The organism is Arthrobacter sp. NPDC058127 (genome assembly GCF_042884555.1).
Classification (GTDB): Bacteria; Actinomycetota; Actinomycetes; order Actinomycetales; family Micrococcaceae; genus Arthrobacter.
Map to the genome: position 1 here is coordinate 74,115 of NZ_JBHVTT010000008.1, position 16,155 is coordinate 90,269.

Genomic DNA, 16,155 nt, shown 5'->3' on the forward strand with positions numbered 1-16,155 from the left:
GGTCTCGCCGGGGGGGGGGGCCGGGCGGGGGCACGGGGGCGCCCCCGCGTCCCCCTGGCAACAGTGTGGGGGGCCCCCCCCATTGTGTGGGGCCCGCCCCCGCGGGGCGCGCCACCAACACTGCCATGTTCAGCCCACATGCACCCAGGGCCTGCGTGTGATGTCCGGTTCGGCTTCGCGGAGCACTTCGCGGGTCACCGGGGCGATCTCGCCCTCGCCGAAGAAGAGGAACTTGCTCAGGTTGGCGATGGGGTTGCCTTCGGTCCAGCGGAAATAGATGTGCGGCATGAGCCCCGTGACGTCCCGGATGTGGAGGAGTACCGCGGCCAGCGTGTTGGGCACGTTGTTGCTGTGGATCTCCAGGATCTTGAAGCCGTGCCGGACCTTGCCTTCCACGAGGAGTTCCTGCTCGAAATCGGAGCTGTCATCCACGATGATCTCGATGAAGATCGCGTCGCTGTCCACCGGTAAGTGGTTGGCTTGCTGGGCATGCTGCAATTTCAACTGGTACCGGTCGGCGCTCAGTCGCTTCGGCTCGTGCGCGATGATCCGGATGGGGCCTTCCTCGTTGGAGGCCGTGAATTCAAGCGCCTTCTGGTCCATCTTGATGTGCGTAGCCCGCAATTCGAAGGACCGGCGTACCCGCGACGCGAAGCTCACCAGGACAATGCCGAGGATGAACAGGGCCGCGATCCTGATGCCGTCCGGGCGTTCCACCACATTGGCCACCGTGGTGTAGGCGAAGACGACCGCCACCGCACCGAAAGCGAGGGTCTTGCCCCTCTGCTTCTTCCGGCGTGCGGACAGGGTGACTGCGATCGACGCCGAGGTCATGAGGACCAGGACGCCGGTGGCGTAGGCGCCGCCTTGGGCTTCCACGTTTGCCTCGAAGACCAACGTGATGATGAAGCCGACGGCGGTGAAGACCAGGACCAGGGGGCGGACGGCTTTGGTCCACGCCGGGGCCATGCCGAAGCGAGGCAAATAGCGCGGCACGAGGTTCAGCAAGCCGGCCATGGCGGAGGCGCCGGCAAACCAGAGGATGGCGATGGTGCTGATGTCATAGACCGTGCCGAAGCCGTCGCCCAGGAACTGGTGCGCAAGGAATGCGAGGGCTCGACCGTCTGCTTTCCCTCCCGGCTGGAATTCAGCGGCCGGAATCAGGAACGTCGTGATGAAGCTCGAGGCCACCAGGAAGGCACTCATGATGAGTGCCGCCGTCGTAAGCAGTTTGTGGGTGCCACGGATGCGGCCCACGGGATTTTCCTCGGTGTCGCTGGGGCTGCCCTTGATCTGGGGCATGACCGCGACGCCGGTCTCGAACCCTGAGAGGCCCAGGGCAAGTTTCGGGAAGACCAGGAGCGCGATGCCCACCATAACCAAGGGGTTGCCGTGCTGCTGGTTCAGTGCTGCCCACCAATCGGTCACCACATGTGCCTCGGTCACCACGTGCGCCAAACCGACCGCGACGACGACGGCGTTCAGCACCAGATAGACGCCCACCAGCACGACGGCGACGTTGATGGCCTCCTTGAATCCCCTGAGGAACACCACGCCAAGGCCGGCGATGAGCGCCAGGGTGATGGTGATTTCCTGGCCGTGGAGCCATTCCGGGGCAAAGGGGTTTTCGATGGCGTGGGCGCTCGCGTCCGCGGCGGAGAGGGTCATGGTGATCATGAAGTCCGTGGCGGCGAATCCCAGCAAGGCGAGCACGAAGAGTTTGCCGCCCCAACGGGGGAGGAGCCGCTCGAGCATCGCGATGGAGCCTTCGCCGCGGGCGCTTTCGGAAGCCACCCGGCGGTAGACCGGCAGGGCGCCGAGCAAGGTGACGGCGACCAGGACGATCGTGGCCAACGGCGAGACGATGCCGGCCGCAAGCGCCGCAATGGCGGGCTGGTAGCCGAGGGTGGAGAAGTAGTCGACGCCGGTGAGGCACATGACCTTCCACCAGGACTGGGGAGTGTGGCCCTCGTCCGGTTTGCCGTGTGGACCCTGGCGCTTTCCCGAGGTCTCAGGCATTCCGTCGAGCAGCCATCGCTTGAATTGCCCCTGTTTGATGTCGCCCGCGGGCTTGCGCCGGTCAGAGGGTTCGGCCGGCGGCCTGGTCAGCGTTGTCACGTGGTCCTTTCGCGCAGCCTGGAAACTGCTCCAGATGGAGCGTACGGGTGTACCGGGGAGTGGATGCCCGTCTTTATGGAATCTTTACGCCGCTTGTGAGGCGGGTCACTTCTAGGAAAGACGCATTCAAGCATTTGGCATGTGAGCGGCATCACGTAGCATATAGAACGTCCTATGTTGGATGTGACCAAATACGAAAGGGCTACGCATGAATAACCCGCTACTCAGTGACAGGGTCAGGAGGCGGCCGGGATGGAACCAGGGAAGACTTGCCGTCTCCTTGGCAGCCGCCGCAGTTCTCGTGACGTCAACCGTTGTGCCCGCCTATGCCGCGTTGGACCCGTTCCCAAGTCCCAACGTTCCCTCCAACCTTCCGGGAAACTACGCCGAGCAGGTCCTCGCTTCCAACGGCGACAACGCCATCGACCCCGTGCTCGGCAAGTACTACCGGATCGTCGCTCTCGCGGATCTGGGCGACGGAGTCCTCCTGGCTTCCTACGACGGCCGTCCCGATGGGGGCGATTCACCCTCTGCCAACTCCATCGTCCAACGGCGCAGCACCGACGGCGGAAAGACGTGGGGCAGTCCCACGTTCATCGCGCGGGGACAGATGGGCTCAGCGGGCGTACAGAAATACGGGTTCAGCGACCCCAGCTACGTCGTGGACAAGGTCAATGGGACGGTGTTCAACTTCCACGTCTATTCCAAGAACCAGGGATTTGCGGGCAGCTTGCTCGGCAATGACGATTCCGACGCCAACGTGATCAGCTCGCAAGTGTCGGTCTCCACCGACCGCGGACTCACCTGGTCCACGGATCCGGCCAATCAGCCCACACTGCCTGTTCCGTCCGGCTACCCGGCGGGTTCGGCCTACGCCGGGTTCGCGGGTCCGCTGGTCACCAGTACCGTCAAGCCAAACGGCAGCACTGTCAACGGCGTCCCCAACGTTGGCGGCGTGGTCAGCATGTTCGCTTCGTCCGGCGAGGGCATCCAGCTCAAGTACGGGGCGCACGCCGGGAGGCTCATCCAGCAGTTTGCCGGAACCATTGTGCAGTCCGATGGGAGCCGCCAGATCCAGGCGTACAGCGTCTACTCCGATGACCACGGCAAGACGTGGAGCATGGGTAAGCCCACCGGAACGGGCATGGATGAGAACAAGACGGTGGAACTCTCCGACGGCCGCGTCATGTTGAACTCGCGGGACAGTACAGGCGCCAATCCGCACTTCCGCAAAGTGGCGTATTCCTCCGACGGCGGTGTCACGTACAGCACGCCGGTTGCCGAGGCCCAGCTCCCGGATCCGCGAAACAACGGCTCCATCACGAGGATGTACCCGGACGCGGCTGCAGGATCGGCGGATGCCAAGAAGCTGCTCTTCTCCAATTCGCCCACTCCCACCGCCGGCGGCGCGCGGGTGGACGGCACTGTCCGCTACTCTGCCGACGACGGCAAGACGTGGGGCTCCTCGCGCGTCTTCAAGCCCGGAAGCATGTCTTACTCCACCCTGAGCGCCCTTTCGGACGGTACTTTCGGCGTCCTGTACGAAGGTGACAACAACACCATCACCTTCGGGAAATTCGACAAGGCCTGGCTGAGCCCGGTTGCCGCCGTCGTTGTCCCTGGCGCGGCCACCGTCACGAACGGCGGCAGTGCTCAGCTCGGCGTGACCGTCACCAACAACGACAGCTCGCCGCTTCCTGCGTCGACCGTCAGCCTGGATGCCTTGCAGGATTGGACGTCGACGACGGCGCAGCTCGCCGCCCTCGATCCGGGCGCCTCGGCGACTGTCGAGCTGACTGTCACGGCGCCGTCGTACGCCAAAGCAGGTGCGGTCCCCTTGACCGCCAGGTTGAACGTCGGCGGGTCATCGATAACCGCACCCGTATCTGTGACTGTTGCGGGTGGTTCCGCCAGCAACGTGGTGGGCGCCTACATTTTCGGCGCCCGCAATGACGCCGGAAGGGACCTGGCAACCCATCCGTATGCTGTGGGCAGTGCCGTGCCCTACAAGTTCCGGGTGTACAGCGCGGGCAACATTACGGAATCCGTTGTCCCGCAGTCCGGCAACTTCCAGCCGTTCCTGCCGCCAGGCTCGGGCAACTGCCGGTTCAGCGCCCTTGGTGTGTGGGGCAACTACCTCTGCGGCACGCCGCAGCACACCGTGACGGCGGACGAAGTGGCTCAGGGATTCTTCGTTCCCAGCACCGTCTGGCAGGTAACGGGCAGTGGTGCTGCCACCCAGAACTACGCCGTTACGGGTGACGAGGTGGACCTGCTGGTCCGCAATCCCCAAGTGAACGGATCGGTGGTGCCGGCCTTCAACGATGTAGACGGGGACGGGTTTGCCGGTGCGGGAGATACGGTGACCTTCGCCTACACATTGACCAATAGCGGCAATGTGGCGTTGACCGACCTTTCGGTTGCGGTCATCGGATTGTCCAAGCCCACCCTGGCCGTGGGTGAGTCGGTCAACCTCGCATCCACCTATACGCTGACAGACGCCGATATTGCTGCCAAGCAACTCCCGGCGACGACCATCCCGGTCAGCGCGAACAATGGCGCCAAGGTCGCGTCCCTTCAGTTGGCCAGGGAAGCGGTCGCGCTGAAGGTCAAGCCTGCAAAGCCAAGCAGGGAGCCCGCCCTGGCTTCCCAGGAGTTGATCGGCACGAATCCGCCGCTGGACTTGGGGCTCGGAACGGATAAACACCGCAGCGGACAGGCTGTGACGGTCCACAACGTGGAGTATGGCCAGTGGTACTACGTCTATGTGAACAAGCGGAGCTACCGTCTGGGCTGGTTTTTCCCGACGCAGCAAAACACCCTTTCCTTCGTGCTGCCCGACGACGTGAAAACCGGAATGGACAGCCTCGTTGTGCTGGATACCGAAGGCCGTCAAGTGTCATTCGGAGACTTCCAAGTGACGCCCTTCGGGAGCAAGTAGCCCGCGAGGGGACATGAGGTGACGAGCTGGGCCGGGCGCGGGGGTGCCCGGCCTGGTCTTGTTGTGGGGGAGTTGCGGGTCTTTTGCTGGCGTAAACAAGTGATGCATATAAGACAACTTTGAGTGTATGATTGGTGTCACAGTCATACCCCATCCCGCCTATTCACAAAGGAGTGGCGCATTTTGGAAGAGCTTCGTATTGAGGCCAACGGCAACCTTGGTCCCATTGATTCGGCCCGAATCCCGCGCTATGCCGGTGCCGCCACCTATGCCCGCTTGCCCCGCTTGGACCAGGTTTCCAAGGCCGATGTCACGGTAGTCGGCGTCCCCTTCGACTCCGGTGTTTCCTACCGTCCCGGTGCCCGCTTCGGCGCCAACCATGTGCGTGAAGCCAGCCGTTTGCTGCGCCCGTACAACCCGGCCTGGGACGTCAGCCCCTTTGAGAACATCCAGGTTGCCGATGCCGGCGACATGGCCGTGAACCCGTTCAACATCAACGAGGCCATCGAGACCATCCAGCAGAACGCGCTGGATCTGACGGCCAACGGAAGCAAGCTCGTCACGCTCGGCGGCGACCACACCATCGCCCTGCCGCTGCTCCGCGCCGCCGCCGAACGCGCCGGCGAACCCGTTGCCATGCTGCACTTCGACGCCCACCTCGACACCTGGGACACCTACTTCGGCGCCGAGTACACCCACGGCACCCCGTTCCGCCGCGCGGTCGAAGAGGGCATCCTGGACACCGAGGCCATCAGCCACGTCGGTACCCGCGGCCCGCTCTACGGCAAGAAGGACCTCGACGACGACCACCGCTTCGGCTTCGGCATCGTCACCTCGGCAGACGTCTACTACCAGGGCGTCCTGGAAACCGTGGCCAAGATCCGGGACCGCATCGGCAACCGTCCCCTGTACATCTCCGTGGACATCGACGTCCTGGATCCGGCCCACGCTCCGGGTACCGGCACGCCTGAAGCCGGTGGCATCACCAGCCGCGAGCTCCTCGAAATCATCCGTGGTTTCCGTGGGATGAACCTCGTCGGCGCGGACATCGTGGAGGTCGCCCCGGCCTATGACCACGCCGAGATCACGGGCGTCGCCGCCAGCCACGTTGCCTACGAGCTCGTCACCCTCCTGGCCGACAACGCCGTCGAAGGCAACCGCCATGGCGCCCCGAACGGCTATGCCGCACAGGCCCTTGGCCAGGAATCCCGGCGCCCGGCCGGTTTCGCCGCGGCGGTCACGAAGTGACGGACCAGCGCAACGGCGGGGACCTCGTCGTCGAGACCCTTGAGGCGCTCGGTGCGAAGACGGTCTTCGGCATCCCGGGCCAGCACGCCCTGGGCCTGTTCGACGCGATGGGCCGCGGCAAGCTGCATTTCGTGTCCTCCCGCGTGGAGAACAACTCGGCTTTCGCCGCGGACGGGTATTCCCGTGCAACCGGTGAGGTCGGGGTGCTGTTCCTGTCCACCGGTCCGGGCGCATTGACGTCCCTCGCCGGATTGCAGGAAGCGTACGCGAGCGGCGTGCCGATGGTGGTCGTGGCGAGCCAGATCCCCTTGGAGGGCCTGGGGGCGCGCCGGAAGGGCATGCTTCACCAGCTCGATGACCAGAAGGCCTCGGCCGCGAACGTCACCAAGAGCCAGCGCCTCATCCAGCACGCGTCCGGGATTCCGTCGGCCATCCAGGATGCCTGGACCGAGGCCATTTCCTCCCCTCAGGGCCCGGTGTGGATCGAGATTCCGCAGAACGTGCTCCTGGACCCCATCATGGTCCCGCCGGTGGAGGACGCCCTCGCCGAAGCGGCCGACAACCCGCCGCGCGTGGAGCTGATCCGCGAAGCCGTCAAATGGCTCTCGACGGCGGAGCGTCCGGCGATCATCGCCGGAGGAGGCACGCGCCGTGGCCGGGCCGAAAAGTCGCTCTTGTCGATCGCCGAGAAACTCCGCGCCCCGGTGATCTGCACTCCCGGTGGCAACGGAGCGTTCCCGTGGACCCATGAGCTGTCCCTGCAGTCCTGGATCGAAGACCGCCACATGACGGATGTCCTCGAGGACGCCGACGTGCTGATCGTCATTGGTTCCTCCCTGGGCGAGGTTACGTCCAACTACTTCACCTTCGAGCCGCGCGGTCGCATCATCCAGATCGACGCCGAACCCCGGGTCCTGGAGTCCAACCGGCCCGGCCTGGGCATTCGCGCCGACGCGGGTCAAGCCCTTGCCGCCCTCGATTCTGCCTTGGACGATGCGCTTGCTGCGGCGGCGGCCGCGCCGGACTGGCACGGCACCACGCCCGAAGACCTCGTCAAGGAGTCCCTGGCCAAGGTCAAGGCACGGCTTGAAGAGCAGGACCTCGGCAAGGAACTGAAGTTCATGGCCGACATCCGCGAAGCCGTTCCGGCGGACATGCAGACCTTCTGGGACATGACGATCTCCGCGTACTGGGGTTGGAGCTGCTGGGATTCCCGCGAAGGCCAGTTCCACTCGGCCCAGGGCGCCGGCGGTCTCGGCTACGGCTTCCCGGCGGCCATCGGCGGTGCCGTGGGACTGGAAACCGTGGGCAAACCCAGCCGCGTGCTGGCCGTCTCCGGCGACGGATCCTCGATGTACTCGATCTCCGAGCTGGCCACCGCCAGGCAGCACAACATCCCCGTCACGTGGCTCATCGTGGACGACGGCGGCTACGGCATCCTGCGAGAGTACATGGTAGGAGCCTTCGGCAAGGCCACGGCCACCGAGCTCGCCCGCCCGGACTTCGTCAAGCTCGCCGAGGCCTTCGGCGTCCCGGCCCGCCGTGTGGCCCCGGGCGACGTGGGGGACGCGCTCCGGGAAGGCTTCGCCGCGGACGGCCCCAACGTCGTCGTGGTTGAAACCCTCCTCAAGATGTTCGGCCCCACCCACTTGGGCGACTGACACCCCAGACGCTTCCCACCCCGGCGCGAGCTGGCAGATAATGACCCTTTTGTCGAAAGATGAGGGCATTACCTGCCAGCTCGCGCTTGGTGTTTAACGCACATCACGCATCATTAGTTTCCCAAAGCAATCATTTAGGCGTATAGTTGCTTTAGGCAAACAAAAGTGAGGTGTCTTCCATGGCTGTAGCATCCAGCACAGCAACCGAACTCGTCCATCAGATTTTCGATCTCCAGCGGGTGCTGCGTTGCATCGTCACCGCGAACATCGCGAAGGATGCCGACGTCGGGTTCGCCTTGCAGGGCGTGATGCGCTTCATCGGCGAGGGGGAGTCCCGGGCCACGAAGCTTGCATCCCGGCTCGGCGTCAGTCCACCGGTCCTCAGTAGGCACATCGCCGAACTGGAGGAACTCGGTTTGGTGGTCCGGCGACCCGATCCTGCCGACGGCCGGGCACAATTGGTGGCCCTCTCCGAAGCCGGCATCGAAAAGGTCCGGAACTTCGAAGAACAGCGCAGCCTCAATTTGCGGGCCTACCTCGCGGAATGGAGCGAGGAAGATGCCCTGGAGGCAGGGCAGGTCCTGGAGAAATTGACCACATCACTCAACCACTCAGTCCGGGCAACGGCGGCCGGCTCCCACCACTTGAACCACACAGCTTAGGAGCAGCAGCAATGGCAACCCGAATACAAGAACGTTCGACGGCGGTGCCCGCGGCATCCGCGCCGATGACGCACCGCCAGATCATGGAAGCCCTGACAGGCCTCCTAGCGGCATTCTTCACCGCTATCCTGAGCAGCACCATCGTGGCCAACGCCCTGCCGACCATCATGTCCGACCTGCACGGCACGCAAACGGACTTCGCGTGGGTCATCACGGCCGCGCTGCTGGCCAACGCCGCCACGACGCCCATCTGGGGCAAGCTTGCCGACCTCTTCGACAAGAAGCTCCTGGTCCAGCTGAGCATCGTGGTCTTCGTGGCCGGCTCGGTCATGGCCGGCTTCTCCCAGAGCATTCCCTTCCTGCTGACCGCCCGCGTCATCCAGGGCATCGCGATGGGCGGCCTCACCGCCTTGGCCCAGGCCATCATCGGCACCATGATTCCGCCGCGGGACCGTGGCAAGTACTCGGGCTACATGGGCGCCGTCATGGCGGTCGGTACCGCGGGTGGCCCGCTGCTCGGCGGCTTCATCGTTGACAGCCCGCTCGGCTGGCGCTGGACGTTCTTCGTCTGCGTGCCGCTCGCCGTCATCGCGCTCATCCTGCTCCAAGTGACCCTCAAGATCCAGCACATCAAGCGCCCGGCCAAGATCGACTGGTTCGGCTCCATCCTGCTGACCTCGGGCGTGAGCCTGCTCCTGATCTGGGTTTCCTTCGCCGGCAACCCGGACTACTACGACTGGATCTCCTGGCAGTCCGCCCTCATGGTAGGCGGCGGCGTGCTTCTCCTGGCCCTGCTGGTAGTGGTCGAATCCAAGGTGGCCCAGCCCATCATCCCGCTGAAGATCATCTCCCAGCGCACCACCGCTTTGGCGATCCTGGCCTCCGTGGCCGTCGGTATCGCGATGTTCAGCTCCTCCACGTTCCTGGGCCAGTACTTCCAGGTAGCCCGCGGCGCGACGCCCACCGAGGCAGGCCTCCTGACGCTGCCCATGATTGCCGGAAACCTCTTGGGCTCCGTGGCATCCGGCCAGCTGATCAGCCGATTCGGCAAATGGAAGCGATACCTGTTGGCGGGTACCGTGTTCCTTGCCGGCGGCCTTGCCTTCACCGGCACCATCGACCACACCACTGAACTGTGGATCACGTGCTGCTACACCGCCATCTTCGGCCTGGGCCTTGGCTTGCTGATGCAGAACCTGGTCCTTGCGGTGCAGAACACCGTCCGCGCCCAGGACATCGGCACGGCCAGCGCCTCCGTGGCGTTCTTCCGCTCCGTCGGCGGCGCGATCGGGGTTTCCGTGCTCGGTGCCATCATGGCCACGCACGTCAAGGACCTTGCCACCCAAGGCCTCGCCGCTGCACACATTCCGGTGAACGGTGGCTCAAGCAATGCGAGCATGGACCTGACGGACTTGCCCGCCCCGATCCGCGACATCATGCGTGCCGCCTACGGCGATGCGACCGCCCAGATCTTCATGATCTCCGCTGTCATTGCCCTGGTCGCGTTCATCGCCGTGCTCTTCATCAAGGAGGTTCCGCTGCGGAAGACCGTCGACGCAACGCCTGCGAAGGAGCTGCTGGCAAACGCTTCCGGCGAGGCAAGCATGACACTGGACACCTCCACTCTGCCGGTTATCGAATCCGCTGAGTTTGCCCTGGCAGCCGACGACGGCGGCACCCCCTTGGGTGCCACCCGCGCCCGTGCGGCGGCCGAGAAAGAGCACGATGAGCTGGACCTTGAGTTCGCCCGCATCTTGACGCAGGAACGGCCGGACCCGGCCGCGGGCCGGCGCGAAGTCCAGGACCAGCTGGCCCGCACCCAACGGTTGCTGGCCGAGCAGCAGCTTCAGCTGAGCCAAGCACAACGCGAGCTCCAGGCGCGCGTGCACGAACAGCAAGCCACCGCCGTCGAGCAGTCGAAGATCGCCGAGGAATTGGCCGCGCTGCGCAAGGAACTCAAGCGGGAACGCCGCCGCCAGGAAAGGGCTGCCTTGCTACTCCTTGCCGGGGATGCGTCCAGGGCAGGGGAAACCGGGCGGCACGCGGGCTAGGGGGAGTCGCCTCCGCCGCCTGCGGGAGGCGGGCTAACCGCGGCCGGGCCGGGAGCCTGCGGGACGCGGGCGGGGAGCCGCTGCAGCGAGTTTGGAGGCGCTGCAGCGGCTCAGCTACGCCGCAAGGATGATATTTAGCTATCGATATTTCGCTGAGGCAACGGATTTCGTAGAGTTGAGGGACTAATACTGTCAGCGCCTGCTGCTACCTATGTATTAAGTCATTCGCACTAATTCATTCGCGCACTCTCATTAAGGATCCGTGGGCATGCTTGTCACCCTGATACGGCGCTACTCCAAGCCGTATTTGCCGCAGATACTGGCCGTCATCATCTTCCAGTTGGCCTCTACCATTGCCACCCTTTACCTTCCAAGCCTCAACGCAAAAATCATCGATGAAGGGGTATCCCGGGGGGATACCAACTACATCTGGCAAACCGGCGCGCTGATGCTCGCGGTCGCGCTCGGCCAGGTCGTCGCGGCCATCGCCGGGGTCTATTTTGGATCCCGCGTCGCCATGGCCATGGGTCGCGACTTGCGCAGGGATGTCTTCCGCAAGGTCAGCAGCTTCTCGGCCAAGGACGTCAACAGCTTCGGCGCACCCACGTTGATCACCCGTGGCACCAACGACGTCCAGCAGGTCCAGATGCTCATGCTGATGGGCCTGAATTTCATGGTTTCCACGCCCATCATGTGTGTCGGCGGCATCATCATGGCCTTGCGCGAGGACCTCAGCCTCTCGTGGCTCGTCTGGGTCTCGGTGCCCGTCCTCGTGGCCGTGGTTGGTTACCTCGTGGTCCGGCTCATGCCGCTCTTCCGTTCCATGCAGAAGAAGATCGACGCCATCAATGGTGTCCTGCGCGAGCAGATCATTGGCATCCGCGTGGTCCGGGCCTTCGTCCGTGAACCCTACGAGGCCAAGCGCTTCGGTGACGCCAACAAGGACCTCACCCTGGTTTCGGTCAAGATCGGCAACCTGTTTGTCTTGATGTTCCCGGCCATCGGAATGATCCTGCACCTTTCCACGGCGGCAGTGCTGTGGTTCGGCGGCCAAAGGGTGGACGCGGGAAACATGCAGGTGGGTTCCTTGACCGCCTTCCTGCAGTATCTCCTGCAGATCCTCATGGCCGTCATGATGGGTACCTTCATGGCCATGATGATCCCGCGCGCGTCCGTGTGTGCGGACCGCATCGGTGAGGTCCTCGACGTCGAACCCTCCATCCACGATCCGAAGGCGCCCGTAGCGCCCGCGGAAAAGAAGGGGCGCGTCGAATTCCGCGATGTCACCTTCAAATACCCCGGCGCCGAAGCTCCCGTGTTGAGCAACATTTCCTTCACCGCGGAGCCGGGCCAAACGCTCGCCATCATCGGGTCCACCGGCGCAGGCAAGACCACCTTGGTGTCCTTGCTGCCGCGCCTGTACGACGTCGCGTCCGGCGATGTGTTGCTCGACGGCGTTCCGGTCACCAGCCTGGACCGCGACGAGATCACCAGCCGAGTGGCCACCGTTCCGCAGAAGCCGTACTTGTTCTCCGGAACCATCGAACACAACCTGCGCTTCGGCAAGACCGACGCCACGGACCAGGAACTCTGGGATGCGCTGGAAACCGCGCAGGCCAAAGACTTTGTCATGGAAAAGTCCTCCGGCCTCAACCGTCGGGTGGCCCAAGGCGGAACCAACGTCTCCGGTGGCCAGAGGCAGCGTCTCTGCATCGCCAGGGCCTTGGTGACACAGCCCAAGGTCTACCTCTTTGACGACTCCTTCTCGGCCTTGGATGTGGCCACGGACGCCCGCCTTCGCAGGGCGCTGAAGGAAAAGACGCAGGATGCCACGGTCATCATCGTGGCCCAGCGCGTCTCGACCATTGCGGACGCGGACCAGATCCTGGTCCTGGACAACGGCAGAATCGTTGACCGCGGCACCCATGAAGAACTCCTGGAAACGTCACCCACGTACCAGGAGATCGTCGAATCCCAGCTGAGCGCGGAGGAAGTGGCATGAGCGAACAGAATCAGCAAAAGCGCGGCTGGGCCGCGAAAGCCGAAGCAGCGAAGGCTGCGCGCGACGCTGCGGAAGCGAAGGATGCCGACGCAGCCGGTGCCGTTACAGCGGTGGACGATGACGATATCGAGGAAACCGAATACACCCCGGGCGAAGCCGACGGCGGCATGTTCGGCAACCTGCCGGCCAAGAAGGCAAAGGCCTTCGGACCGTCGGCCAAGCGGCTCCTCGGGCTGCTCAAGCCGGAGGCTGCCGGAGTCGTCTTCGTCATCGGCCTCGTGGTGGTCTCGGTCGTCCTGAACGTCATCGCCCCGAAGATCCTCGGCAGCGCCATGGACGTCATCTTCGGCGGCGTCATGGGCAAGCAATTGCCTCCCGGCGTGAGCCAGGCCGCCTTCGCCGAAGGACTCCGCCAAGCCGGCCAGAACAACTTCGCGGACATGGTCTCCAAGATGGAGCTCACCAACAGGATCAACTTCTCCAAGCTCACGTTCCTGATCTCGATCGTGCTCTTGATGTACTTCGTGGCCAACATCTTCCTTTGGGCCCAGGGCTACATCCTGAACAAGATCGTCATGAAAGTCATCAACCGGCTCCGCAACGACGTCCAGGCCAAGCTCAACCGCTTGCCCCTGAACTACTTCGACACCCGCCAGCGCGGAGACATCCTCTCCCGCGTGACCAACGACGTCGACAACGTCCAGCAAGGGCTGCAGCAGGCGTTCGCCCAGCTGGTCAGCTCGGTGCTGACGGTTTTCGGCATCACCATCATGATGTTCATCGTGTCCTGGCAGCTCGCACTCATCGCGCTGGTTGCCTTGCCGCTCTCCGGCGTCCTTGCCGGCGTGATCGGCTCGCGCAGCCAGAAGCTCTTCGCCGCCCAATGGAAGAACACCGGCTCTCTCAACGGCCAGATCGAGGAATCGTTCTCCGGCCACGAGCTGGTCAAGGTCTTCGGGCGCGACGCGGACATGCTGGAGCGCTTCGACGAACGCAACGAAGCCCTGTACAAGGCCTCGTTCGGGGCACAGTTTGTTTCCGGCATCATCTTCCCGGCCATGAACTTCGTGTCCTACCTCAGCTACGTGGGCATCGCCGTCGTCGGTGGTTTGCGTGTGGCCTCCGGGTCCATGAGCCTTGGCGACGCCACGGCGTTCATCCAGTACTCGCGTGAATTCACCCAGCCGCTCGGCCAGATCGCCGGCATGGCCAACATGCTCCAGTCCGGCGTGGCCTCTGCTGAGCGCGTTTTCGAGTTCCTGGATGCAGACGAGGAAATGCCGGAGAACGCGGCCCGTCACCTGCCCCCGCGCACGGACGGCCACGTCGAGTTCGAGAACGTGTCCTTCAGCTACGTCGCCGACAAGCCGCTCATCGAGAACCTTTCCCTCAGTGCGGAGCCCGGACACACCGTGGCGATTGTTGGACCCACAGGTGCGGGCAAGACCACCCTGGTCAACCTCGTCATGCGGTTCTACGAGCTCAATTCGGGCCGTATCACCCTGGACGGGGTGGACATCAAGGAGCTGAGCCGTTCCGAGCTTCGCTCCAAGGTTGGAATGGTGCTGCAGGACGCTTGGTTGTTCGGCGGGACCATCTACGACAACATCAAGTACGGCAACCTCGACGCCACCGAGGAGCAGATCATGGAGGCGGCCAAGGCAACCTACGTGGATCGTTTCGTACGCGCCTTGCCGGATGGGTACCAGACCATCATCGACGAGGAAGGCAACAACGTCAGCGCGGGGGAGAAGCAGCTCATCACCATCGCGCGCGCCTTCGTTTCCGATCCCTCGCTGTTGATCCTGGACGAGGCCACGAGCTCCGTTGACACCCGTACCGAGCTGTTGTTGCAGAAGGCCATGGCTGCCCTCCGCACGGATCGCACGAGCTTTGTCATCGCCCACCGTTTGTCCACCATCCGCGACGCCGACACCATCCTTGTGATGGAAAACGGCAGCATCGTGGAGCAGGGCAACCACAACCAACTGCTCGCATTGCAGGGTGCGTACTACCGCCTGTACATGTCGCAGTTTGCCGGTGAGGATGCCGAGGAAACCGTTGTGGATGACTCGACGGCGGTGCACAGCTGAGCCAGCGAATTACGGTCCACGTGCCGATGCGTTGGGGAGACATGGACGCGTACGGGCACATCAACAACGTCCAGATCGTGCGCATCCTCGAAGAGGCGCGTATCGCGGCCTTCGGTCCGCCCCGCGGTGCCGGACTCCCCGGAGTGGAACCACCGGTCTCCGTCTTCGACTCTGTTGAAGACGGGGTCATGACCCTTGTGGTGGAGCACAAGGTCCGGTACGTCCGGACCTTGGAATACCGGAACATTCCAGCAATCGTTGAGATCTGGGTCGGCGCCGTGAAGGGTGCAAGTTTTGACCTCCATTACGTCATCAAGGATCCCGTGACCGGCCAGGACTGCGTCAACGCGAGCACCCATCTGGCGTTCGTCGACGAGTCCACGGGCCGTGTCCGCAGGCTCACTCCCGAACAGAAGCAGCAGTTGGAGCCCTATCGGGCCTAGCGAAGCATGGCAGCACGCCCTGGGCATTGCCGGTGGACGTAGAGTTTCCCCATGAAACTCGAGATCGTCGCCGTCGGTGCCCAGGGCGCTGCCGTTGCCGCCGAAGAAGGCGCGGACCGGATTGAACTTTGCAGCGCTTTGGAGCTCGGGGGACTGACCCCGAGCCAAGGCCTGATGGAAGCCGCGCAGGAAGCTGCCAACGGACGGCTAGAGATCCACCCGCTGATCCGTAGCCGCCCAGGGGATTTCCTGTACTCCGACGCCGATGTGGACACCATGGACCGCGAGATCCGGTTCCTGCTAACCCAAGGAGCCCAGGGCGTAGTGATCGGAGTCCTCACGGCAGACGGTGACATCGACATCCAAGCCACGCGAAGGCTCACCGACACAGCACTGGAGGCAAACCCCAACGCCCAACTGACCTTCCACCGGGCCATCGACCAGACCCCGGACCCCGCGGTCGCCGTCGAGCAGCTCGTGGAGCTTGGATTCACCCGGGTGCTTAGCTCCGGCGGCGCCGCCACGGTGGGTGCGGGGATCGCGACCCTCGAGCGCATGGTCCAGCGGGCAGCGGGGCGGCTCGAGGTCATGGCAGGCGGCGGACTCGCCCTGGACAATATCCCGGCCCTGCACTCAGCGGGACTAAGCGCGGTCCACTTGTCAGCCAAGACCACGGTTTCCACGCGGAAGAACCGAGGTGACTCCTTCGGCACACCCGGCGAAGCAGACCCGACGGCGTACATGGTCACCAACCGGGACCTGGTGAGGGCTGCCCGCGCTGCGTCCCGCTGACCCAACTGACTAGCATTTGTTGTCGTTTTGGGCGCTGTAAACGACATTAACTGCCAGCTACTTGGGTGGGTCCCTTTACACGGCGGCGACTTGGGTCAAAGATGGGTGAAGTCTTACGATCGAAAATAGCCTCCAGGAGTCACA

The 16,155-nt window shown here is 63.9% G+C and carries 10 protein-coding genes; 9 read left to right on the forward strand and 1 reads right to left on the reverse strand.

The genetic code is table 11. The features are described 5' to 3' along the window. Positions 1–129 precede the first annotated feature (129 nt). A complete protein-coding gene (locus ACFVTG_RS12825; protein WP_390280927.1) occupies positions 130–2,118 on the reverse strand; it encodes an amino acid transporter in 1,989 nt (662 codons plus the stop codon). A 208-nt stretch (positions 2,119–2,326) separates the two neighbouring features. Here ACFVTG_RS12825 and ACFVTG_RS12830 point away from each other — a divergent pair, with 208 nt between their 5' ends. The 9 genes from ACFVTG_RS12830 to ACFVTG_RS12870 all read left to right on the forward strand — a co-directional run bounded on the left by ACFVTG_RS12830 (position 2,327) and on the right by ACFVTG_RS12870 (position 16,011). Further along, positions 2,327–5,059: an exo-alpha-sialidase gene (locus ACFVTG_RS12830; protein ID WP_390280929.1), complete on the forward strand. Its 2,733-nt coding sequence runs from the start codon at positions 2,327–2,329 to the stop codon at positions 5,057–5,059. 183 nt (positions 5,060–5,242) lie between these two features. After that, the gene (gene speB, locus ACFVTG_RS12835; RefSeq protein ID WP_390280931.1) at positions 5,243–6,307 is read left to right on the forward strand and encodes an agmatinase; all 1,065 of its coding nucleotides are present in this window, start codon (positions 5,243–5,245) and stop codon (positions 6,305–6,307) included. After that, entirely contained in the window at positions 6,304–7,968 is a 1,665-nt protein-coding gene (locus ACFVTG_RS12840) for a thiamine pyrophosphate-binding protein (protein WP_390280933.1), read from the forward strand. The genes speB and ACFVTG_RS12840 overlap by 4 nt, the downstream gene beginning before the upstream one ends. Positions 7,969–8,147: 179 nt before the next feature. After that, positions 8,148–8,630, forward strand: coding sequence for a MarR family winged helix-turn-helix transcriptional regulator (locus tag ACFVTG_RS12845; RefSeq protein WP_059388130.1), 483 nt, complete (start codon positions 8,148–8,150; stop codon positions 8,628–8,630). Between the two features lie 11 nt (positions 8,631–8,641). Further along, a complete protein-coding gene (locus ACFVTG_RS12850; RefSeq protein WP_390280935.1) occupies positions 8,642–10,681 on the forward strand; it encodes an MFS transporter in 2,040 nt (679 codons plus the stop codon). Positions 10,682–10,949: 268 nt separating this feature from the next. Then, complete coding sequence (locus ACFVTG_RS12855; RefSeq protein ID WP_284751458.1) at positions 10,950–12,683, forward strand: ABC transporter ATP-binding protein; 1,734 nt, start codon at positions 10,950–10,952, stop codon at positions 12,681–12,683. Beyond that, on the forward strand, positions 12,680–14,776 hold the full coding sequence (locus tag ACFVTG_RS12860) for an ABC transporter ATP-binding protein (RefSeq protein WP_390280937.1): 2,097 nt from the start codon (positions 12,680–12,682) through the stop codon (positions 14,774–14,776). The genes ACFVTG_RS12855 and ACFVTG_RS12860 overlap by 4 nt, the downstream gene beginning before the upstream one ends. Positions 14,777–14,802: 26 nt before the next feature. Next, positions 14,803–15,219 carry an acyl-CoA thioesterase gene (locus ACFVTG_RS12865; RefSeq protein ID WP_390281084.1) on the forward strand — a complete coding sequence of 139 codons (417 nt, stop codon included), beginning with the start codon at positions 14,803–14,805 and terminating at the stop codon, positions 15,217–15,219. A 51-nt stretch (positions 15,220–15,270) separates the two neighbouring features. After that, positions 15,271–16,011 (forward strand): copper homeostasis protein CutC, encoded by a 741-nt coding sequence (locus ACFVTG_RS12870; RefSeq protein WP_390280939.1) that lies wholly within the window; start codon positions 15,271–15,273, stop codon positions 16,009–16,011. Positions 16,012–16,155 lie beyond the last annotated feature (144 nt).

What these genes read in the sequence shown, in the direction of transcription:
- ACFVTG_RS12830 (WP_390280929.1), top strand. Translation starts at nt 2,327, where the DNA reads ATGAATAACCCGCTACTCAGTGACAGGGTCAGGAGGCGGCCGGGATGG.
- ACFVTG_RS12845 (WP_059388130.1), top strand. Translation starts at nt 8,148, where the DNA reads ATGGCTGTAGCATCCAGCACAGCAACCGAACTCGTCCATCAGATTTTC.
- ACFVTG_RS12850 (WP_390280935.1), top strand. Translation starts at nt 8,642, where the DNA reads ATGGCAACCCGAATACAAGAACGTTCGACGGCGGTGCCCGCGGCATCC.
- ACFVTG_RS12855 (WP_284751458.1), top strand. Translation starts at nt 10,950, where the DNA reads ATGCTTGTCACCCTGATACGGCGCTACTCCAAGCCGTATTTGCCGCAG.
- ACFVTG_RS12860 (WP_390280937.1), top strand. Translation starts at nt 12,680, where the DNA reads ATGAGCGAACAGAATCAGCAAAAGCGCGGCTGGGCCGCGAAAGCCGAA.
- ACFVTG_RS12865 (WP_390281084.1), top strand. Translation starts at nt 14,803, where the DNA reads ATGCGTTGGGGAGACATGGACGCGTACGGGCACATCAACAACGTCCAG.
- ACFVTG_RS12870 (WP_390280939.1), top strand. Translation starts at nt 15,271, where the DNA reads ATGAAACTCGAGATCGTCGCCGTCGGTGCCCAGGGCGCTGCCGTTGCC.